Source organism: Chamaesiphon polymorphus CCALA 037 (assembly GCF_003003845.1).
In the GTDB taxonomy this organism is placed as follows: domain Bacteria; phylum Cyanobacteriota; class Cyanobacteriia; order Cyanobacteriales; family Chamaesiphonaceae; genus Chamaesiphon; species Chamaesiphon polymorphus.
The window spans coordinates 1-21,601 of sequence record NZ_PVWO01000002.1 but is presented as its reverse complement, the minus strand read 5'-3'; the positions used below and the strand labels follow the sequence as shown (position 1 = coordinate 21,601).

The 21,601-nt window shown below is 44.2% G+C and carries 21 protein-coding genes; 9 read left to right on the top strand and 12 right to left on the bottom strand.

From position 1 onward, the window contains the following. Positions 1-268: 268 nt before the first annotated feature. Positions 269-1,024, top strand: coding sequence for a hypothetical protein (locus tag C7B77_RS00305; protein WP_106299325.1), 756 nt, complete (start codon positions 269-271; stop codon positions 1,022-1,024). Beyond that, complete coding sequence (locus C7B77_RS00300; protein ID WP_106299324.1) at positions 1,024-2,106, top strand: HipA domain-containing protein; 1,083 nt, start codon at positions 1,024-1,026, stop codon at positions 2,104-2,106. Before C7B77_RS00305 ends, C7B77_RS00300 begins: the two co-directional genes overlap by 1 nt. Before the next feature lie 307 nt (positions 2,107-2,413). On the opposite strand, the gene C7B77_RS00295 is transcribed toward C7B77_RS00300, so the two are convergent. From C7B77_RS00295 to C7B77_RS00285, 3 genes are all read right to left on the bottom strand, one after another. Next, positions 2,414-2,752 carry a hypothetical protein gene (locus C7B77_RS00295; RefSeq protein WP_106299323.1) on the bottom strand — a complete coding sequence of 113 codons (339 nt, stop codon included), beginning with the start codon at positions 2,750-2,752 and terminating at the stop codon, positions 2,414-2,416. 118 nt (positions 2,753-2,870) lie between these two features. Continuing rightward, complete coding sequence (locus C7B77_RS00290; RefSeq protein WP_106299322.1) at positions 2,871-3,425, bottom strand: tetratricopeptide repeat protein; 555 nt, start codon at positions 3,423-3,425, stop codon at positions 2,871-2,873. Continuing rightward, positions 3,422-3,745, bottom strand: coding sequence for a hypothetical protein (locus C7B77_RS00285; protein ID WP_106299321.1), 324 nt, complete (start codon positions 3,743-3,745; stop codon positions 3,422-3,424). Before C7B77_RS00285 ends, C7B77_RS00290 begins: the two co-directional genes overlap by 4 nt. A 309-nt stretch (positions 3,746-4,054) precedes the next feature. Here C7B77_RS00285 and C7B77_RS00280 point away from each other — a divergent pair, with 309 nt between their 5' ends. The 3 genes from C7B77_RS00280 to C7B77_RS00270 are packed head-to-tail and all read left to right on the top strand — an operon-like array spanning position 4,055 to position 6,817. Next, positions 4,055-4,891 (top strand): ParA family protein, encoded by an 837-nt coding sequence (locus C7B77_RS00280; RefSeq protein WP_106299320.1) that lies wholly within the window; start codon positions 4,055-4,057, stop codon positions 4,889-4,891. Then, positions 4,878-5,990 (top strand): ParB/RepB/Spo0J family partition protein, encoded by a 1,113-nt coding sequence (locus C7B77_RS00275; protein ID WP_106299319.1) that lies wholly within the window; start codon positions 4,878-4,880, stop codon positions 5,988-5,990. The genes C7B77_RS00280 and C7B77_RS00275 overlap by 14 nt, the downstream gene beginning before the upstream one ends. Positions 5,991-6,040: 50 nt before the next feature. Then, positions 6,041-6,817, top strand: a complete 777-nt coding sequence (locus tag C7B77_RS00270; protein WP_146138122.1) for a hypothetical protein — start codon at positions 6,041-6,043, stop codon at positions 6,815-6,817. Here the strand turns inward: C7B77_RS00270 and C7B77_RS00265 are convergent. The 5 genes from C7B77_RS00265 to C7B77_RS00245 form a co-directional block, all read right to left on the bottom strand. Next, positions 6,814-7,770: an AcrVA2 family anti-CRISPR protein gene (locus tag C7B77_RS00265; RefSeq protein ID WP_106299317.1), complete on the bottom strand. Its 957-nt coding sequence runs from the start codon at positions 7,768-7,770 to the stop codon at positions 6,814-6,816. The genes C7B77_RS00270 and C7B77_RS00265 overlap by 4 nt on opposite strands. Before the next feature lie 29 nt (positions 7,771-7,799). Beyond that, positions 7,800-8,681, bottom strand: coding sequence for a cobalamin biosynthesis protein CobQ (locus C7B77_RS00260; RefSeq protein WP_106299316.1), 882 nt, complete (start codon positions 8,679-8,681; stop codon positions 7,800-7,802). 2 nt (positions 8,682-8,683) lie between these two features. Beyond that, complete coding sequence (locus C7B77_RS00255; protein WP_146138121.1) at positions 8,684-9,802, bottom strand: ParM/StbA family protein; 1,119 nt, start codon at positions 9,800-9,802, stop codon at positions 8,684-8,686. Positions 9,803-9,807: 5 nt separating this feature from the next. Then, positions 9,808-10,332, bottom strand: coding sequence for a hypothetical protein (locus tag C7B77_RS00250; RefSeq protein WP_146138120.1), 525 nt, complete (start codon positions 10,330-10,332; stop codon positions 9,808-9,810). A 116-nt stretch (positions 10,333-10,448) separates the two neighbouring features. After that, a complete protein-coding gene (locus tag C7B77_RS00245; protein ID WP_106299313.1) occupies positions 10,449-10,631 on the bottom strand; it encodes a hypothetical protein in 183 nt (60 codons plus the stop codon). A 177-nt stretch (positions 10,632-10,808) separates the two neighbouring features. On the opposite strand from C7B77_RS00245, the gene C7B77_RS00240 reads away from it, so the two are divergent. Together C7B77_RS00240 and C7B77_RS00235 are read left to right on the top strand one after the other, a co-directional pair. Continuing rightward, positions 10,809-11,207: a plasmid mobilization protein gene (locus C7B77_RS00240; RefSeq protein WP_106299312.1), complete on the top strand. Its 399-nt coding sequence runs from the start codon at positions 10,809-10,811 to the stop codon at positions 11,205-11,207. Next, positions 11,207-12,469 (top strand): relaxase/mobilization nuclease domain-containing protein, encoded by a 1,263-nt coding sequence (locus C7B77_RS00235; RefSeq protein WP_106299311.1) that lies wholly within the window; start codon positions 11,207-11,209, stop codon positions 12,467-12,469. The genes C7B77_RS00240 and C7B77_RS00235 overlap by 1 nt, the downstream gene beginning before the upstream one ends. A gap of 582 nt (positions 12,470-13,051) precedes the next feature. Here the strand turns inward: C7B77_RS00235 and C7B77_RS00230 are convergent. Then, a complete protein-coding gene (locus C7B77_RS00230; protein WP_106299310.1) occupies positions 13,052-13,363 on the bottom strand; it encodes a hypothetical protein in 312 nt (103 codons plus the stop codon). 27 nt (positions 13,364-13,390) lie between these two features. Here C7B77_RS00230 and C7B77_RS00225 point away from each other — a divergent pair, with 27 nt between their 5' ends. Both C7B77_RS00225 and C7B77_RS00220 read left to right on the top strand, forming a co-directional pair. After that, complete coding sequence (locus C7B77_RS00225) at positions 13,391-14,476, top strand: hypothetical protein (protein WP_146138118.1); 1,086 nt, start codon at positions 13,391-13,393, stop codon at positions 14,474-14,476. Between the two features lie 341 nt (positions 14,477-14,817). Further along, a complete protein-coding gene (locus C7B77_RS00220) occupies positions 14,818-15,585 on the top strand; it encodes an NYN domain-containing protein (protein WP_106299308.1) in 768 nt (255 codons plus the stop codon). Between the two features lie 42 nt (positions 15,586-15,627). On the opposite strand, the gene drmC is transcribed toward C7B77_RS00220, so the two are convergent. The 3 genes from drmC to drmA all read right to left on the bottom strand — a co-directional run. Further along, positions 15,628-16,428 (bottom strand): DISARM system phospholipase D-like protein DrmC, encoded by an 801-nt coding sequence (gene drmC / locus C7B77_RS00215; RefSeq protein ID WP_106299307.1) that lies wholly within the window; start codon positions 16,426-16,428, stop codon positions 15,628-15,630. Beyond that, complete coding sequence (gene drmB / locus C7B77_RS00210) at positions 16,429-18,303, bottom strand: DrmB family protein (protein WP_106299306.1); 1,875 nt, start codon at positions 18,301-18,303, stop codon at positions 16,429-16,431. Then, positions 18,300-21,601: DISARM system helicase DrmA (gene drmA / locus C7B77_RS00205; protein WP_106299305.1), on the bottom strand; the 3,302-nt coding region annotated here is incomplete at its 5' end. The genes drmB and drmA, both read right to left, overlap by 4 nt.

Genomic DNA, 21,601 nt, shown 5'->3' with positions numbered 1-21,601 from the left:
TTGTCAGTGTCGATCTTAATCTTATGCTTTGTCTTGCTGAATTTAAGTATGGTAGCCAACAATTTAATTCTACTGCTGCTCGTAACATTAATAACACTAATTGCTATAACTGTTTATTTCCCAACTTTTATCTCAAAAACACGAGTAAGTAAAAGTCTATTTCTGCTGGAGGGAGACAGAAGAATCTGTAATTCGTGCATTCAATCAAAACAGGATTACGATCGAATCAACGCTGAGTCAACAAATTTGTAACCCCGACCAAAAAATTATGATTTCCACCAAAACATCACAACATCAATCCCTCTCCCACGGTAGAGAGATTACCGGATTATTTCTCGGCTGGCAAGATTACCAGAGCGATCTCTGGCTGCCAGTGGCAAAAATGACTTGGGCACCAGATCTGAGTCGATACTGCTTCCGCTATACCAAAGGGATGGAACGAGCGATCGAACTTAGCCCGATTGAAAAATCGTCATTTATCAGGCACCCAGACCGACTGTATCAAAGCCACGTCACTGAGAATGAAAGCCTCGACTTTAAATCAAGAATGCCATTGTCGAGAACTAGATATGTACCGCAGCAGCAACAATGGTTAGGCTTGCCTGAAGATCCCATCGATCCAATTGCCTATGTGTCTCGTAGCGGTGGACGCAGATATCAAGACAGTTATGATGTCTTTCCTGAAATTAGACCAGATAGTCAAGGTGACTATCATTTCCACTTTTTGCCGTTAGACATTGGTAAGCTCGAACCCGATTGTTATGAGTATTTATTGCAATTAGCACCAGGTCATCAACTAGGAGTTACCGATAACCAATTGGGTGATGGACGATTTCAACTCGGCAGACTCCCAGGCTATTTACTAGAAATGGCTCGTACTTGCCCCACCGCCATCCAAATTGAAGTAGCTAGAGTTAACCTCAAAGCACCACAGTTTCACAGCCTCTTGTGTCATGCAACTGTCAATGGAACGTTGTTAACTCCTTTCGCCACCGCTGAATATCAAACTTACACGGGAATTTGATGATGGCACTCAAGAAATTTCCAATCTACGAAGCGGGAAAAATTGAATTTTTAGAACAGAGTGGGGTACAAGATAAGGCTTGGCTGGAACATTCCAAATTTGGAAATGTGCTATTTAAAGCCTCATCGATAGAGGAATCTCCAGAAATCCAAACTGATTGGACGGAGAAAATCGCATACGAGCTGGCGAAACTACTCGATCTACCTGCTACTAGATATGAGTTGGCCGAAGCGACCATTGATGAAGATTACGACCCCATTAGAGGCTCATTTTCTTTTAGCTTCAAACTGGAAAATGCTAAACCCAAAAGTGGTGAGAAATTCTTGAGTGATTTCTACCCTGACTATGCCGATAAGTATCCTAGTACCTATGCTATCGATCGCGTTCTCAATGCCTTGGAGCAAGAACGAGTTGCCGTTCCCAGTGGTTTCGACTTACCAGAAGGCATCGATAACGCTGCTAAAGTATTTGTTGGATATTTAATGCTCGACAATCTCATCGCCAACTGCGATCGCCACGACCAAAACTTCGAGATTCAGGTTTTGCCCGATGGCACCCAAGAACTAGCCCCGACGTTCGACCAGGGGCAAGCAATGGGCGCGACCCTAAGCGACAAGCAGCGTCAAACGTTCAGCACTACGGACTACCATGAATACTTGGAAGGGAGCTTCTACGACGGGGTTGATAACATTCTTACTCCACGAGCTTTTGAGATCGCTGCAAAGCTTTACCCCGAAGCTGCCTCGATCTGGCAAGAGCGACTAGCACGGATTACTCCAAAGCAAATTAACGAGATATTCGATCGTATTCCGCACGACCGGATTACTCCGACTGCTGAAAAATTTGCTAAGCAGACGATCGATGATGGCAGAAAGCAGATACTCAGTTGGCGATTATCAGCCGGACGCGCTCTGAGTCAAAAACCTAGAAGCTTAGCCGACTTGAACGAACCAGAAGTTGAAGGCTATATATCTCGTCCTACTGAAGGTTTACTTTATGAATTAGACAATGATTCAGATGCAACTAAGTTGACCCAAATCGATCGTAACGATCTGAGTAATGAAGATGAATTAAGTCTTTGATGGATCGACAGATTTACACAGACTAATTGCCCAATAGATTCGCCACTAATGAATATAGTTGAATTTAATGAAGGGCGAAGTACTCAAGTGCCAACTGGTAGAAGATTAGCTATCAAAGGTAAACAGACTAAGCGAAAAATTGGGCATAATAACGTATATATAACTTACGAATATGCTAGGTAAATCGAGTATTAATATCATCTTATAGCTAAATATCTCAAGACCCACGATCGAATACTTGGCAGCCAAATTGGTAGTCTGCAAGAATTATTAAATCAACTCGTAGATAAGTTAGGCAGTAATTCTCTTATTTTTTCTTCTTCTTCTTACCGTGTTGTTTCCGAGAGTTAAAAGAAGTTGGCATTAAATTTGCAAATTGAGACTTTTGGATCGTAAATTCAGCAATCGGTGGATTGTCCCGATCTGTAAATACCAACCGAGTTCTCACTCCTGGTGCCATTTGACCGACGAGGACAAAAGCATCTGAATTGACATTTTGCCCCATAGTCAGTCCTTCCTCTACTTCGATCGGGTCTATTTTTCGGATATAATATTCGCGCTTGGAATAAATATTGAAATAGCTAGCATCTCGATCTTTAACTACTTGAATATTACCTGTATTTAATGATGAAAAAATTTCAGTCATGACTTCAGTTATTAACTAATATTTTAATCGAGCAAAATAATTAATCATTTACTATTGTAGACATTGTATCGGCAGTTCTTTCAAGTACAGGCATATTATTTTCTAGACTACTCCATATTTAGTCAAAGACGAGATCGATCTGTGAAGATAACATCCCAATCGAATCAATCATATCTTTAGCCCTAGAGTAATTTTTTTGTTTGAGAAATAAATCGAGTGCTACTCTTAGATCCACTAATACCGATTCTACCCCATATAAATTATAATTAGCAAAACTTAGGCTAACTCTAGCTTCTGCATGGTTGGGATCTAAAGTAATCGTCCGACAATAATTGAACGCTGCTAACGAGCGGCGACCGAACAGATCGTGTAGCAATCCAAGCATGTAATAAACTTCTGCTCGATTCTCATTCTGAGAGGCTCCGCCAACGGGATCGATGAACAGCGACCGATTATAGTCTGCTATTGCCTGAGAGTAATTGCCAAGAAATTGATGGCATTTCCCGCGCTCGAAAATTGATTCTGCGTTCTGCTCGTCTGATTCGATCTCCAGATTGTAGAGTGAAATTGCCCCAGTATAGTCTCCTTTATCGAATTTCAATCGAGCGGCAGCTAAAGTACTGTACTCAATGTTTAACTCCCAGTTAGCAATCGTTAAAGAGAAAATCGTCACAATTTCTTCCCCATTAAAACTGAATACAGCCCTGAAATCGAATTTAAAATTCTGTACCTGAGCGAGGCATTTAAGCGATGGCGAATCACAAAACCTAACTGCACTTGGGAAATCTTTGGATCTAGCGGTTGGGGACTGTTATAGCGATACAGCCGATCGCCTAATTTCACCATTATTAGTGTGCCATCGATCTTTCCGTTTCGATGTTCGATCCGCTCTTGCCACATTCCTTGAAAGCCACGAATCATACAAAATAAGCGCACATCTCTAAAATCAGCAAGATCTCCATCAAAATAGGTTAAATGCGGGTGGGGCGACATATCAGAATGTTGTTGCAGATATCGATCTAATAATTACCCTACCTTAACTCGCTCGATCTGTTGCTGGCATGAGTTATTTAGCGGATCTCGTCCGAACTTGACAATCATTTGAAAAAAATATATAGTTTTTTCAAATGATTTTATCCAGTTGTGACAAAAGGTGGCAGTAGAATTGGTTCTGGTCGTAAGCCTAAACCTTCTAGTGAGAAAAAAGAATCCTTACTAATATCGCTAGATCCTCAAGTAGCTCGATGGCTGCGACAACAGCCAAGATACAGCAGATTAGTTAACAGTCTTCTATCTATACAAATGAGCCAATCAATAGTTCGTGAAGAAACAAAGAATGAGATTCAAGACTCAGCGCAAGTGAGGATTGCAATTCTCAGTAATTCTGGTGGTGCTGGTAAATCAACTCTATGCCATAATATTGCGTACAACTTGAACAAACTAGGCAAATCTACACTATTACTCGACTTAGATATCCAGCACAACTTAGACCTATTCTGTGGCTTGACCAGCACAAAAAAGGTTGGCACGATGGTGGACGTATTTGCTGAAAATTTTCAGGGGAATTACCCCATCGTCCAAATAGAAGGTAGACAAACCTCAATTATCCGAGGTTGTAACGAACTCCAGCGCGTTCAACAAGAACTCGTTTTGCGGCGACGAAGAGAGCAAGTTCTAGCCGATCTATTTGTCGATTACCCGCTCGAATACGATGCGATCCTCATGGATTGCCCAGCCACGCTGGGACTAGTTATCGACAATGCTATTGCCAGTGCGACGCATTTATTAATCCCCCTCGTGCCAGAAGGTAAAGCCGTACAAGGACTTAATGGCTTATTTGACACGATTGAAAAAATCAGTAGAGATTTACGCTTGAATCCCCGCCCGACTGTATTGGGCATCGTTCCTGTTGGGTACGAGAAAGATACTGCCAGCCATCGCCAAGCACTCGCTGCCTTTAAATCTCGCTGTGATTATATTGAAGTCGAGCTATTCGAGCCGATTACCGATTCTAAAGAGGTTAAAAATGCCAACGAAGCCGGAAAACCGATCGGTATTTATCGTCCTGGGCACAAATCTAGTTTAGAATTTGAACGACTCACTAAATTACTTTTCGATAAAATTTATGGCAAAACCTAATCAAATGGCTGCTTTAGATGAAGACTTTAAAGTTGGGCGACTGGAATCGAAAATCAAAGACTATGAAATCGATCTTGCCGAACTCCAGCGTGAAGTAAATCGCCTCCAGTCTGAGGCTAATTCGAGTTCTAAAGCATTTGATGGGACGATCGACTCTAATCTGTTAGTACCCTCTCGGTGGCAACCGCGCACGAATTTCGATCCAGTTGAGATGCAAGAACTCGAAGATAGCATTCTCGCCGCAGGAGAGGTAATTACCCCAGTTTTGTTACTACGTGATACCAACGAACTAATTGATGGGGAGCGGCGGACTCGTGTAGCTTGCAAACTAAACATGGTGGTGAAGTACCGTCGTCTCGATGTTAGCGACGATGTAGCGGCTGATTATGTGACGTTGGTAAACATCAAAAGAACGGATCTCAACCCCATCGACGAGACTAATTCGGTTCTAGATACCATTGCTCGCAAGTTAAATTTAGATAATCGCGAAGCCGCCGCTACGTTAATACGTCAAATTAAGAATGAGCTGGGCGGTCAAGTATCTAAGAATAACGTTATTCTTAAAGAAACAGCTCAGACGATCGAAAGCTGTATTAAGCAATTTACTAAAGGTAGCTTGAGTTTAACCTCCTTTGCTAGCAATCGCCTCAAGCTACTAAATATCCCCGCAGAAATTAAACTCGCAATTTCTAATGGTGAGGTCGATTATACTAAAGGCACCGAAATTGCCAAGGTCAAAGATGACCGAGCCAGAGCAAAGCTGCTAGAGCGAACGATCTCAGAGGACTTGAGCATTCGAGAAGTTAAAAAAGCAGCAGCTTTGGTTAAACCATCGAAAAAATCTCAACCAGACAGCTTGGGCAATGCGGCAGATCTCAAATACAATGATAGTAGTAAAGCTAATTTAGAACTCAACCCTCATCTACCGACAATCGACACCGCTAATGAGCTGGTAACTCACAGTGAAGAAGATCTAAATGTCACGATCGAAGAGAAAAGCGAATTCGTATTACACACAATCAGAAACGAATCCCTCGCGGTGGTGACTAAGCAAGAGTTAAATTTGCTACTCGATCGAATGATTGCTTTGCTGAACTGACCCGATTGGATCTAGTCAATGCTCAAACTCAGTACAAGAAGGTAAATCAGATGGCAGCCCGCAACTCTAGTGTTTTAACAATTATCAAAGCTGAAGAGCTTCCCTCAACTACAGCTAATTTAGATATTACGCCCGAACATACAGAGCGAACTAAGGCAAGAAAGAATTCTTCAAAAAAGACATCCTCCAAAGATCTGGCGATTACTGAATCGACCTGCAAGCCAATCGATGAGATCGCTTCAGAAAGTGAAATCGATAAAACTACCCAGAAAAAATCTAAAAGCGAGCGGTCTAAGAAAAAAACGGAGGTACCGCAAGGTACTGTCAAAGCAGCCGAAGAGAATACATCTATAGAAGTAGCTCCTCAAACAGCCAAAAAAATCTTGCCGCCACACCCGGCCCGAACTCCAGAAGAAGCTTATTATATCGCCACAAAATATAATTATCAAATACGAAGCAAAAAAATATTTAAATCGTTATCACCAGAAACGTTGGATTGGATCTCCGAGCGAATGAAAACTTGCACGGGCAGAGTATCTAACAACTTGGCTATCGATAAATGTCCACTGTTTATTAAGGATGAACTGATTGCAAGCTTCTGCGAGGATTTAATAAAGCACTTGGTGGCAAATCCCTCAATCGTCATGCCTACTTGGAATGTGTTGACAGATAATACCCTGACGATTATCGCCAAACTCCACAAGTTATATGAGGTTGGTTGGACGGCAGAAGTCATTCCTGAATGCCGTAAAGGAATTAACGCACATTTTCTAAAAATTTATCTGTTAGGTCAATTGTTAGAGCATGGAGTTCAAAGAACAACTTAGTTTTCAGGATTAACATACGTGTTGGGAATCAATCGCCACTCACGTCCTTTACGTTCGGCTCCAACAGCAACTCTGCGCCAATGCCATTTCCGAAAATGAGGGCGGGGTGACTTTCTCGCACTCTCAGACTCGCTCCCATCGGTTTTCTCTCTGACAATATAACGCTTCTGTTCGATCTCAACTCTACGAATCTGCCAAAACTTTGCAGTAGGAGGTTTTTTGCCAAATCCTTTACTCGATCCTGCTGCTGGTAAATCTAAAGAGACAGCTTCAGGTAAAAACTCAATCGCCATCACGACTTGAAGAGCGAGATCTCTCAATCTAGTGATGATGCTCAACGCTCCGTCAACAAACTCACCTTCATCAATATTCCCAATCTCTAAGCTCACTTTTGGATAATCTGCCAGCGTACAATAAGTACAGTCATTAGTATCGATCGCTGATGTGACAATCCGCTGTGAGTTACCTTGGACTCGATCGATAATAGTGGTGCCCCCGACCCTCCGCTCGATATCTTTTGGCTCACAATCGCTATTGCGGATACTATCGATCCACAACATCTCGATATAATGACCCTCAGAAGTTTCGTAAGACCCCGAAGGTAATAGAATACAGTACCTAGTTAATTGCGATTCTGGCAGATTCTCAAAAAAGTCTTTGTTATTGTCAATTTTACTCTCTTGAAATAGTTCGAGCGTATCTTTTGACAAGCCATAAATTGGGATATTATCAACATCCCAATTACTGCATTGCCAATGAAATAGAACAGTTGTCGGATCGAACTCAATCCGAGATTGTCTCGCTATTTGTGACAGCACGACTATATCTAAAAATGTCTGATAGTTTAGATATTGCTTAGCAAAGCGATATGGTTTACGCTTTGCCATCTCTGCCGATTGTTGGGAGACGAGCGGCGATATTCTTTTTGCTGCTTGTAGATCGGGGTAATACATTGAGGATTGAAATTATGACGTATCGAAGATTAAGGCAGGTAATCGGGGTGGTAGGGAATATAACCCGTACTGCCCAATGCCTGTGTTGCCTCTCGCAACCACTTGTTCAGCCGCCGTTTGGATGGAGTTGGCAACCAATCAGCTTTGAGAACGTCCCCATAGGGGATATATTCGCTGAAAATTTTATTCTTAATCGCCGGATCGACGATCATTTCAGGAAAAACAATCGACTTAAACCCATACTGCTCCAAGTATTTAGCAATCTGTTTATCTCGATCGAACCATTTCCACTGAATGTTTGTAGCCGCACCATGATTTAAAACTAAAACATGGGGAATCTTACCTTTACTACTCTCTACTGAATCTTTAAATAGCCCAAGTGATTCAGGAGTACCGTTGGTGACAAAGAAATGGATCGCATCAGTCGTATTTTCTGGATCGGCTAGCATTCCCACGATATCGTTTTGGTCGAGCCAGCGATCAAGATCGCACGCTGGTAATGCGGGTAAAACAACGAGAACGTTTTTCTGCTCGGCTATTGTAATAATTTTATCTGCGGCAAAGTAATTACCAGCCTCCCCAGAAAAAGTAATTTGCTCGACCTGCTCTAGTGGCAAATCGTTATCTCCTGGTACTAATGTCGCGCTGGATTGTGCTAACCGCTCGTTGCGGAACTGCTCGTACAATTCTTTCTCGTATGTAAGACCGACATTCGGTGTATCGGCATCCGCATCGACCAACTCGAACGGTAACTTCGCGGCTTTCATCTGAAATGCAGCTACTCCACCGATGATACTTTTGCCCAATCCACCTTTGACACCACCAATGATAATAATGCTGGTGGCATCCTTTTTCCTAACTTCTTTGCCAACCTCTTTGCTGGCTGTCTTCGTGCTAGTCTCGTTACTCATTTTTAACTCCTAGTTTTAATTACCGATTTGGTCATCAGATATTGCGATAAACAATAAACGTCAGCAAATCGTGATTGATATCCGTCGGGAACTGCCAAGTCGGGAATCTGTTTGAATGCCCGCTCGTTGAAAATTCCCTGCCGATTGCCACAATCGGCGCGAATCGGCAACCGATCCTTTAAATAGGCAATAAAGTCTGCCTTGAGAACATCTGCTACGCCCCCAGACAACATCACTTCCTCAACGGGAGGAAACTTATCATCTAGCCAATCATTAATCGACCTCCAGTAAGTAATTTGAGTCGATTTAATTACCTTGACTAAATGCTCTAATTCAAACTCTCGCTCCACCGCATCGCGATGCCGGAGAATTTCCCCTAATGCAATTCTGTCATTACCGATCCAATACCTAGCTACAGCGACACTTAGCGTCCCAAATTCATAACCAGAAGTACGATCGATAATTAGTTCGATCCACGACTGGAACCCTAAGTCCGATGTCGCTTTTTTGACAGGTTGCTTGCCCTGCATGACATAACAACTAATGTTTCGATGTCCAGCCATAATCGTGCCGACTTTACCCGTGACGTGCGGACGATTGATGTGATACAAATGGGCGACTCCCATCCCTTCAGGGTGATACTGAGCCTCAATCAAGCGAATCGAGAACCGACCCAGCGGAGTATCAAAATCAGCCAAAGCTTCCAATAGCTTTGTGTGCAATCGTTCCCGCTCGGAAAACTCTCCAGGTGGTAACAAACAGCCCAGTTCCAAATCGAAGCTACTACCCAGATCTAATCTTTGTGCCGAAACTGAGACGATTGCGAGTAACTTATAAACTACAGTTTCAGATTTGAGGCGTTTGAGAGCTTGGGTGGCTCCTAATCTTACGGCTAATTCCCCAATAGCAAAATACCGATCTTTCACCCCGACAAAAGAGCGATGCCACAAATCTAAGTCGTGCTGGTGACGATAGTTGTCGAGATCGAGCGTCCCAATTTCAATTACTTCTGGCGACATCACTATTGCGACCGAACGATCGTCGATCTCCGTAATTGCCTTGGTCGAACTCCCACCAAAGTCAATTGCCAGCTTTATTCTTTGCCGTTTGGGTCTAGCCACAGCGATTACTCATCAAAAATAGTATAGTCATAAATCTCATCTTCTCCTGAGAGCCGATTCTCTAAGGGAGAGGCTTCTGCGAAGGCAGAGGCTACGCCAACGCCAACGATTACTGGTAGATCTGCCACAAGTGTCTCAATCGAATCTCCGATTATCGGATCGATCGCTATTGGCTTAAGAGGATGTCCGACTGTCGATCCGATTTTCTCTGTCGCAGGAACTTCAAAACGATCGGTTAATTCGATGCCATTCGTAATTCGATGGTAATTAATGATGTAATCGATCTGATTTCGCAGTTTGGCAAGATCTTGGATGGCTGCTAATTGAATACGACTCGGACACGCATCAGCTTCTTGGGATAATGCGATCGAGTAATAAAAAGCTGATAGTGCCGCCATGACATTTTCCTTGCCCGTTCCTTCACTACTTTTAAGGAATTTAGCCAGTAGTACCTCTAATGGTTTCCCCGATACAAAATTAATTCGGAATAAGTCAGGCGTTTTACCCATGAAAATTTTATAACTTCTCATCCACTACCAAATATATCCTCTTTATTTGGGAAATACGATCGCTATGCTCATTATTAGTAATTTTTGCTGAGAAAACGCCCCATATTTTCCAAAAATACTTACAATCCGTTCCAGTCTTACTCCAGTTTTACCCCAGTATAGTTCCAGTGATACTGGAGCGCACTCATAGATCTTGTTATTAACTCCCGAATTTCTCGTTCCCAAATCGTCAAAAATTTCCCTAATTTTCGCAATTTACTGGCTTTGTCGAATGTGGTAAGTTTGAGGGGGAGCCAGCCATACCTATGTGCTACGCACATCTGAAATCTGGCGATTTCAGACGGTAAGGGCTGGCTAGGGGAGTACCCCTAGAACCCCCCTAGTTGGGTGCATTTGTGTATTATGCAAAGTAAAAATGTGTAATAAAAATGTAAATTACAACTTATTATTTTGTAACTATTGTAGCCGATACCCTTGAGAGAAATAAGAAGTGAATAATGAGTATCAATATATCTAGAAATGACGCTAAGCCCTCACAAAAAACCAATCACATCAGTCTCCGTGTCAGTAACGAGCAATTGGAGATCATCGAAGCGGAGTGTAGAGCTGTCAATATGAACCGCTCTGAATATCTGCTTTTTCGTGGCACGATAAACGATCGAACGCTCAGACGACTCAAACAAGAACGGTTGAGTCAAGACGAATATGCCGAACTCACGCTAATCAGAAGAGAATATATCGCCCAAGGGAATAACCTCAATCAAATTGCCAGAGGTGTGAATTTAGCAAATCAGGAGGGACGAGCGATCGAAATTGACAGCAAAGCCCTACAAGAAATTGCTGCGGCTAACCAGTTAATTGCCAAGAGAATCCAAAAGCTTGGAGCCAAAAGCTAATGATTGGAAAGATTAGCAAAGGCAATGGGTTTGGGGGAGTCCTGGGTTATTTACTCGACCCCGACAAGCGACCGCGAATTATCAGCAGTTGCTTGGAAAGTAAAACCCAGAGCGACATGGCGATCGAATTCCGCAGAGTCAGCAACCTCAATCGGCGCGTGAGTAAACCAGTCAGACATTTCTCAATTGCCTTTGCACCAGAAGATAAGCAAGTAGACGATGTTATCAAAGAGGCGATTGCCTTGCGCGTTCTAGAAGCATTAGGATACAAGGAATGTCAATATATTGCCATCGACCATCATCGGGACGACCCTGGACACGACGAAGCTCACGACCACGATCATTTACACATTGTTGCCAACGGGGTAGATGTCTTTGGCAAGCACGTCCATCCACAGTGGGATATGTACAAGATTCAGAATGCTCTACGTAAAGTTGAAGCCGAATTCGGGCTGCGCCAGATCGAATCTTCCTGGGATGTCAAACGAGCTAAAATTCGGCAGCAAGAGACGAAAATTGCAAAATCAGACTTAGAAATCGTCAAAATCGTAGAAGACTCGTTACAGCCCAATATCGACCTAAAACGCTGGCTCGACAGCCTAGCAAAAAATACGGTTGATGTCAGATTTAACCTCACATCCAAAAATGTGGTACGTGGTATAACTTTTGTTCGTGCTGGAAAAGCGTATAAAGGTAGCGATCTTGGTGCGAGTTGGCAAAAAGTGAGGGGCAAGTTAACTCCAGATCGTCAAGACTTAGAACTGATGGAAGAAGCCAACCTCCGCATTCGAGATCGCCCTGTTAAGCTAAACCTCGCAGACCGATCGATCTTCGATCGTCTAACCGAATTAGCTCGAATGAAGTTGGATGGGAAAACAAAATTCGAGAACGGTCGTATCAAAATTAAGTGTGATGGGAATACTTTAAGTGTGTATCGTATTCGTCCGAACAAGCTAATGCTAAATGCAACTAGAGTTGGAAATGATTGGGAGCCTAGTGGATTTCCCGACATCGATCTGCGAGACGTACAGTTACTCGAACGATTAAATAAAATTACTCCACAACAGCAAACGGGAGGTCGCAGACGAGGATCGATCGAAACCACTTCAAACTCACAATTACAAGAAGACATCGTATCTACATTGTCAGAAGTAAATTTGCAAATCTCCAAGCCATTAAGCTTAGCTTCCTTGAATGTTGAATTAACCACGATTCAAGAAGAAGACGAACGGTTACAAGATGAGGATAGATTATCAATGTAAATCGTTTGATTCAAATAATCTACATTTTATTGAATTTTATACTGTCAGCACATATAAGAAAAATAAAATATGTATAATTGCCCTGAATGTAAATCTGAAGATTGTAGAAAATTATCGTTAATTTATGAGCAAGGAAACATTAGAGGAACGATATCAGAATCTGTTATTGGGATCGATGCTTGTACTAATAACTCGACAATGGCATCTCAAAGTGCCAGCCCTCCAACACGTCCATTAACGATCGGATGTGGCTGGACGTTAATTTGTGGATTTATCTGGCTTATTTCTCCATTTATAATATTTACATTAGCTGTTACATTAGGTATGTTTTTTCAGATAACACATATCCCAGTACCCAAATTCTTGATATCCAATCCCCTAATGCCTAATGGCTCTGGACACATATTGACAAATATTCTACGTGGGATTGTATTGCTAGTCTCTGTACGAGCTGCAATCGCTAGTGCGATAAAATACCCTAGTGAAAAAAGAAATTGGGATAGGACATATCAGTGCCAACGCTGCGCCACTTATTTTAGGATAAACCCAGATTAAATAGTCAATCGTTAGCGATCGTCAAATCTAATAATTTTTGTCAGGATCGAAATTTCCAGCTTCGAGTGCTATTCTTTGTGCTAAAGGTATTTTACCATTCTGCGCCCGCAATCGTAGTCGTCGATCGTTATAAGTTTCGCCGTCTATTGCTGGATTCTCGCGATCTAATCGATCGAATTGGGCAATTTCCGCTCGAACTTCATCTTCCATCTGGGTAATCTGCAATAAGGTTACACCCTGTCCGATCAGTTGTGTTCGATGTGGCTCTTGCAACTCACCAGTTTCCTCGTCGTACCATTGTTTCTTGAAATTTGGCCAAAAATCTGATGGTTTCGCCATGTATACCTCATAGTATTTACTTCAACTATGTCCAATTTTACTTCAATAACTCAAGTTCCGCAAAACCCTGACGTTTACCCTTGTGTCTTATTCCCAAAAACAATCGAACAAAATTTCCCCAAGTTGGTTGAAGTAAGGCAAAGGATTCCTACTGAAGGTACTCTCGATCGAGTTCAACTAAATTCAATCGTAACAGAAAAATTCGTACCTTCTAATTTAATTTCGATATCTAGTGTCCTTAGTATTGTTTCCTTATTAATCCTAATTGCAAGATTTTTTAACGTATATCAACATAATGGAATTGCGATAGCAATGACAATAGCTTGCATTAGCTCATTTATTTGGTATAGCCGTCTAGTTAAAAAAGAAAAAGCAGCTTATTATCGCAAACTCAATCGACAGTCAATTAAAAAATCGCTTCAAGATGGTCGTGTTGCAACCAAACAAACAATTATCTCACAAGAATTCCAAATTCCAAATTGGCAACAAATACTATCTGACAAGGTTCTAAAACATGATGGAATTTCCACAGCACAAGTTGGAACATCAGAACCAGAATTTAATAAATACCTAATTAAATACTTCGAGCCAATTCTCAGACCTAGCTATAGTTTCAATATTCCAAACTTTCACAAGCCATATAGTGCTGATTTCTGCCTTCAATTACCTTGTGGATTGAGCTTCGATCTTGAAATTGACGAACCTTATGTAGGTAATACTGGCAATCCACACCATTGTATCGATGATGATAAAGACGAAATACGCGATCGGTTCTTTGCTGCTGGTAACTGGATTACAATCCGGTTTTCCGAAAAACAAGTAGTAACACAGCCTGATGAATGTTGTTACTTAGTTGCAATGTTAATTGAGGCATTAACTGGCGATCGTACAATTAAACATAAGTTTAATCCTTCAACAACCTTACCTGTCAGAGATCGTCGATGGACAAAACTTGAATCACAAGAAATGGCGAAAAATAAGTATCGTGATTCGTACTTGCCAAAATTTAAAGCAAATCAATCGACAAAATGTGCGAGTACTGCTCAAGCTAGTAAATCTGTCAAGCTAAGTTCAAAAAAGATAATTAAGCCCAAGCCCAAACCAAAAACGTAGGTTTCAGGATATTAATCTAGAGAGACGGTTGCGGGCGTTGGCGTAGCCGCGCTCGCTGTAGGTAATCGTTTCTTAAAAAATAACCTCTGGAAATAAATCTATGGGCATTCCATCTGGCTAGATTAGTCCAACGCACCCAAATGTCTGTATGAAAGAACAGCCAATCAAAGACCCCCCTGTCTGACAATCAATACCAGGAAGGTCAGAAGGGGGGTCTTTTCATTTGGTATCCCTATTTCAGCTCTGCCCCGATAATGCTCGATTGGGGTGTGGATTGGGGCATATTGAAAGGGTATTGGGTATTATTTCAGTACGAGAATAGCTAGGTACCTCCAAAAAATATGCAGCAGTCAGAATCAAAAATTGCACTCCTCATTGATGCGGATAATGCACCTGCATCCAAAATTGAAGCAATTCTATCTGAGATTGCGAAGTATGGAGTTGCCAACGTTAGGAGAGCTTACGGAAATTGGAAGAGTCAAAATATCAAGTCTTGGGAAGAGTGTTTACATGAGTATGCGATCCGACCAGTTCAACAATTTGACTATACAAAAGGGAAAAATGCGACCGATGCCGCAATGATTATCGATGCAATGGATCTACTGTACACACAACACTTAGATGCTTTTGCCATAGTATCGAGCGATAGTGATTTTACGCCGCTAGTAATGCGGATTTTGACTAATGGGCTGAAAGTTTATGGGTTTGGAGAAACAAAAACGCCATTACCTTTCGTTCGCGCCTGCTCCACATTCCTATATTTAGAGACGATCGATCGAGCAATCGATGTCGATCTCAATAGTGGCGAGAATATTAAGGTTTCTACCAATCTTAAAAAGACTAGCCAAGAGTTGAAGCAAGATACCAAGTTAATCAGTCTATTGAGAGGTGCTGTTTCTAACACTGCGGATGATGATGACTGGTCGAATTTAGCAGATGTCGGCGGACACATTACCAATCAAGCATCCTTTGACTCGCGTAACTATGGCTACACGAAGTTATATAGCTTGTTTAAGGCGATCGATTTATTTGAAATTCAGCGTCAGGGCACAGTAGTCTATGTCAGGAATAAACAAAAAAATGCAAAAGATTCGATCGCTAGATCTTAATATCGAACTTGAGTTCGGGGCGGCAAAGTGTCAACATTTTATCTACAAGCCCATCAGTTGTTTTAAAATTCCCTTGCGAACGAGCTGTTCCAATTGAGATCGCATCGATTTAGCAGCGATCTCGTTTGTCAGTAATACTCCCGCCTCAATATTTCGTTCGTGAGCCGCCTCGGTAAAATTGGCAGATGTAACAAATAGATGTAGATCGTCAACGATTACACATTTAGCATGGAGACAGGCTCTTGTCTCTAATCCAGTAGCTAGGGCGCGAGGATCGTAGAATAACTCTGGCAATCTGCGCCCCTGCCAGATGTGTTGGCGAAAATTGAGGGCAAACTGGGAAAGAATTGCAGCTTCTGGATCGAGATTGCGATAGGGACGCTGGATGTTAACAAAGAGTCGAACTTTAAGGCTGGGCTGTTCATCCATCTGGTGGGCGAGAGGCGCAAATAGTTCGTGGCTTTTGGCTCCACGGTCGAGGGCGTAGCTAGAGATAGTTACATGGTGTTTAGCTAATTTGAACAACTCCCGCACGACGATTTTGGTATCCCGACTCTCATTATTTGCCACTTCTGCGCCAGTCCAGACTAGATCGACTCGATCGCTTTGCGCTTGCTGCAATTGGCGTTCTTGGGCGAGTAGTCGCAGTAGATAGGCGACTTGTTGACTGGTCATTTCCAGACTTTGGAGATGCTCGAATTCTGCCCCCACCAGCGGTTGCAGATTGGCGGGAATATAATCAGCTAACTCGATCGCATCGACAGGTAGTTGCAAGCGTCCGGTTTGAAGTGCGGTGGCGAGGTGCAGGAGGGTGGGGCGGCTGAGTTGGTGGAAAATGGACATCTAGCTCTCATCCAAGCGATCTGGAAAAAATGCCGCACCGGATGAATTGAGCGTGTTAACGACTAAATCTCGATCGAGAAACTCATTCCGCCGTTCGCAAGAAGGTTCGGCAATCAGTAAGCAACTATGACAAGCCGAACCATGTAAAAATCTCTCGACTTGGGCGTTCTCTGGTTTATGTTGAGAACACACCGGATCGTTTGAACAGAGTTTGCCATACTCTAAAGCTGATGCTAAATGATGCTCGATTCGATCGCCAATTTGAACTAAACCGCCCAACGTCCCTTCAGAGCTGGATGAACCCGTATAAAGGAGGATGCCATAACCATAATCTCCAGCATAGATCCGCTCTCGAATCGAACTGGCGGCATAGCCGCACTCTAGCGATATGGATGTAGTTAAGAGATGAGAAAGGGAATGGAGCATGATATAGGGCAAGCCAGGGAATTTAACCTCATCTGGGTTTAACCCTTTGCGTTGAAGCCACTGCTGGAAACCAGCTACTAGTTCCTTTCCTCTAGCGATCGTCGCCGCTCTGGTTAACCAATCCTGAACTGCCGCAGCTTTGAAAGAGATCAGCACACCTTCCCCGCGATTCTCGATCGCTGGCAGCCAATTATTTTCCAGGGATAAAGCTGCCCGCCGCACCCCTAAAGACAGATCCCCATCGATATCTGGGAGTTCGGGTTCAAACCGAGTGAAACCGACTTGAGCGATGACTTCCCGCAGCCGATGGACGAGGACGATTCGATCGATCCGCGCATCTAAAGCTTCAGGTAAGCCCGATAATTGGCGATTGCAGGCATAGAAATCGCCATCGGGAATATCCTCACCTACGGCATCTTCACTCGCCAAAAAGGCTTCTAGCTCGACCTGTTTGATTCCTTTCTCCTGCGGCTTGGCTCCTGATTGACGGCGTTCGACTTCTTGCCAAATTTGTATGTCGGTAAAGGCTGAGATCGCTTCTGCAACTCGCTCCTTTTTGCGTTCTTTGCGAATGTCGTTGTCATCTTCGGCATATTGGAGATAGTCCTCGTATACTCGATCGACTGCTGCTTTTAATTTTCGATCGGAGTCGGGAATCGAGATGACGCTTAGGGTTTGGGCAAAGTAAGCATTACTCGCCGAACGCACTAATAATCGATTGCGTTCTCGTTTGGGCGGTTCGGTATCGGTGCCCGTACCGCCCACCAAACAATTTTCGCCAGCATTATGACCCAACCAGGGGCGATTGCCCTGACAGAAACCCAAGATATTATCGGGAGAATAAATCGCATCACCTAATGGGCGGCGTTTTTTGCACTGTTCGCACCGCACGAAAATATCAGCAAAATTATTTCCCGTACCACCTTCATCTAAATAGAGTTGCGCGGGACAATTGCTGCGACAATCCTTATTGACAAATTTATACCAATCAATATCGCTAATATGTCCGTTCGGACAGGCTTGGACGAAGCGAATCGGGACGACGGAAACTTTCTTCTTTAAGTCATTGAGATAAGAACCATTTACCAGCCTAGAGTAAGGCAGTAAGGCACGGCTTTGATATTCACGCCCTTGGAATCGGTAGATTTCAGATTTTTGAGCGACAAACCAGGTCGGAAAGACAAAGGCTTTCACGCCAGTGCGGGGGGCATTAGGTTCTGTTTCTTGGGCGGGGGGAGCGTACATACCGACTCGATTAACCCCCAAAATTTCGGCAAGCCGACTGGCTAAACGATCTTCATAAATCGGCTGATTTTTGTATCCTTGCCAGTGATTTAGCCCGCCAATCAATACGGCATAATTGGGCAAATCGACCATCGATCCTGGCCCGAATGTGGATAAAACCTGACTTTGACGGACTTCTCCGGCAGCTTTTTTAGACTTACTCATGACTCTTCTCCATCGATTTCGACATTATCTGGATTGATGACCCACAATTCAACTACTGGTTCGACATCGCGGAGACTGCGCTGCGCTCTAAATTTGTGAGCGGGATTATCTGCGCCAAGTTTCTTGAGTGCCGGATCGAGGAAATTCCGTAATAAGGGCGGGGCTTTTCCGGCTTCTTCTTGATATTGAAGTAAGCCTTTACCCGCGATCTTTTCCCAATCATCCAGCAAGTCTAGAACCTTACCGCGCAGCTTCTGGCGCAGCCTGTCGGCTGATTTATCATCTAGCTCCGAATCGTGACCTTCAGCCCGTTTAGAGATGGTATCGATCGCAAATTCTAAATGCTGGCGACAATTGGTAATATTAGCCGCATTTAATGGGGCGGTGAGTTCCCCATGTCCCAGTCTAGCTAGAGCAACCGTTACCGCCGCCAAACCCCGATCGATCGCTCTGGGGGAGAAGGGGGTAACGCTGGTAGCTTCGACAGCGCGGTAGAAAGAGGTGTGCCAAGCTGTGAAATGTTCGTATTGAGATCGATCGCGGGGACGGTGAATATTGAGGAGGGTAATTACCAGTCCAGGGCGGTTCTCATCCCGCCCGACGCGGCTGGTGGCTTGAATATACTCCGCCGCAGTTTTTGGTTGTCCTAACACCACCATCAAACCCAAGCGGGTGATATCTAGACCGACAGAAATCATATTTGTCGCTAAAGCAACATCTACTCGGTCTTTATTGTCGAAGGTTAAATCCAGTCGCCGTTTAGTATCTGCCACTTTATTGGTGCTGACACGAGAGGTTAGTTCGCAGGGGTCGTTATCGATTTCGCGATCGACAAAAGAACCCGTTACTTCATTGACGCGGCGGCGAGAAGCATAACTTTTCAATCGTGTATTCACTTCATCTTCGACAATCCGCCGACTGCCACCTAGTTCTCGTAGGGAGTTAAAGTAACCGAGTAGGGTCATGTAAGGATCGGCGGGATTGGGGAGGTTTTTCTTACCACCAGCTAATTCCCATTCTTTTTGTCCGGCTCCGAGTAGAGCCATATAGGAGCGTAATAAGGCAACCTTGAGACTGCGCCCCTGAGCGGCAATACCGAGATAAATGCGGGGATGGCGTTCGTCAGCGGTGACAGTCTTGGCAAAAAAAGAGTCGCGCCGATCGATCCCAGGCGGTGGGAAAATATCTACTTCTGTCCGTCCGAATAAGGCTCGAATTTGACGGCTGGCACGCCTTACAGTGGCTGTAGAAGCGATGATTTTGGGGCGAATTGGTTTGCCATCCTTTTCATAGGTACAGAGGGCATCGATCGCCGTTTCATATAGTCCAGCCATCGTTCCCAAGGGGCCAGAGATGAGGTGTAGTTCGTCTTGAATGATTAGATCTGGGGGTAACAGAGATCCTTGGGGTAATTTCTTACCAGGTTTAGCTGTATCCGCCGCGCCGGAAAAGCCATCTTTGGGACAATGATGAGTTACTTTACCAAATAGTCCGGCGGTTTGACCGATCCACGGCAGATTGGCAAACTTATCGACGGTGGCAATCAGAAAGCAAGGGAGACGGCGGTAGATGGTATCGTCGATCGCAATTAACGGTAGGGGATTAGTGGCACGGAATTTACATTTACGGCTGAGACAACTGACCCGCAATTCTCTGGGGGTATCGTTGTTGGGCAATAATTGGAACGAATCTTTCAAGAATCTTTTCCCACACCAAGGGCAGTTTTCAAGGGGGATGGGTGAGGGTTTGCCTTTGGTATCGTTTTGGAAGGCAATAGTCCGAGCGCGGGCAGAATTAGCGTCGTTATCGCCTTTTTTCCCCATCCGATTGGGTGTTGCCGCCATCCCTACCCATAAGCCGATTTCAAAGGGATAATCGCCTAACATTTGGGGGTCTTGTTGGCGTTCTAATTCCAGAGCGCAGATCAGGGTCGCCGCCCGTCCTAATTGGTCGAGGGTCAGCAGTCGGAGGGTGTAGCGCATTAAGACACTCAATCCGGCACCCCCCTGAATACCAGGATTTTGAAGGCGACGCAGGACGAGGGTAAAAGCGGCTAAACCGAGATAGGCTTCGGTTTTACCACCGCCTGTGGGGAAGAAGAGCAGATCGACAATTTCGCGATCGCTATGGCTGGAATCGGCAATTCCCACCATGTTCATCAGAATGAATGCTAGTTGGAAAGGTCGCCATTTAGGACGAGCGAAATCAACGGGTAATTTTTCGCTGTTATGGCTCAAACGTTGGCGAATTGCGGTGGCGATCGAGCGATTGGCTAATTTGAACGCAGCAAACACTTGGGGGTCATTCAAACTCTCTAAACCTGCGGCAATCCGACGATTTACCCGCTCGGCATCTTGGAGCAGTTTTTTGGCTGTAACGATGCGTCCCGATCGATCCAAGGTGGGAATCTGTGCTTGTTGGGTAATAATCCAACTACTGTAAGTGGTGACGATTCCACCGAGCATATCCTGAATCGATCGGGCATCTTCAGCCGCCGCGATCGTTTCCATCTCCAACTCTACAGCGGGGACATCGCCTGGAATTACCTTTTCTACTTCAGCGGTGGGCATCCAGGCTGTACTAATCAGGTTACAGGTGCGATCTGAATTCAGATGGGCGACGACTGAAACGTTATGCCCGACAGTGTATTCACGCTCATCGCGGTATTGGAGATCGGCGATGGCTTCATCTAAGTCGTTACCACTTTGTCCTCTGGGATTGGGGCGGGGAACTAAGGGAATTGCACTGGTGACGGTGAGTTGTGCTTGAAAAATATAGCCCAGATCTTTCTCTTCGCAGGGCGGACGATTATTGACGAGGAATAGGGATACCGATTGAGTACCAGGAGGTAATCCGGTGGCATTTGATACGGGACGGGCGGCGATCGTTAGTTCCAATCCATCTGGGGTAACTAGCTGCTTGTGGACTTTTTGGGTGGTAGGAATGGGAATCTCGATCGAGACTTGACGCGGTTGACGCTGCCAAGTTTGGGGCGTGGTGTCTTTTTCGGCTGCGGGTGGCTTGGTGGTTGTATATTCCCCCCAATTAACGATCGCGGTGATGGTTTGGGTATCGGGTGTGACGAAGAAGTTCAAACCCATTGAGGAGGGGAAATAAGCGCGGCGGGCGGAAGCGGCTTCTGGCGAGGTGTCATCATCACCATTACTCGGACGATCTTGTAAATCTAAGTCATCATCGGCGGTGTCGTCACTGCGCTGGCTGGGGGTGGCTTCATAGGGAACGAGGAATCCGGTTAGGTACCAGAGGGAAGGGCTTTCATTGAGGACTTCTTCAGCAT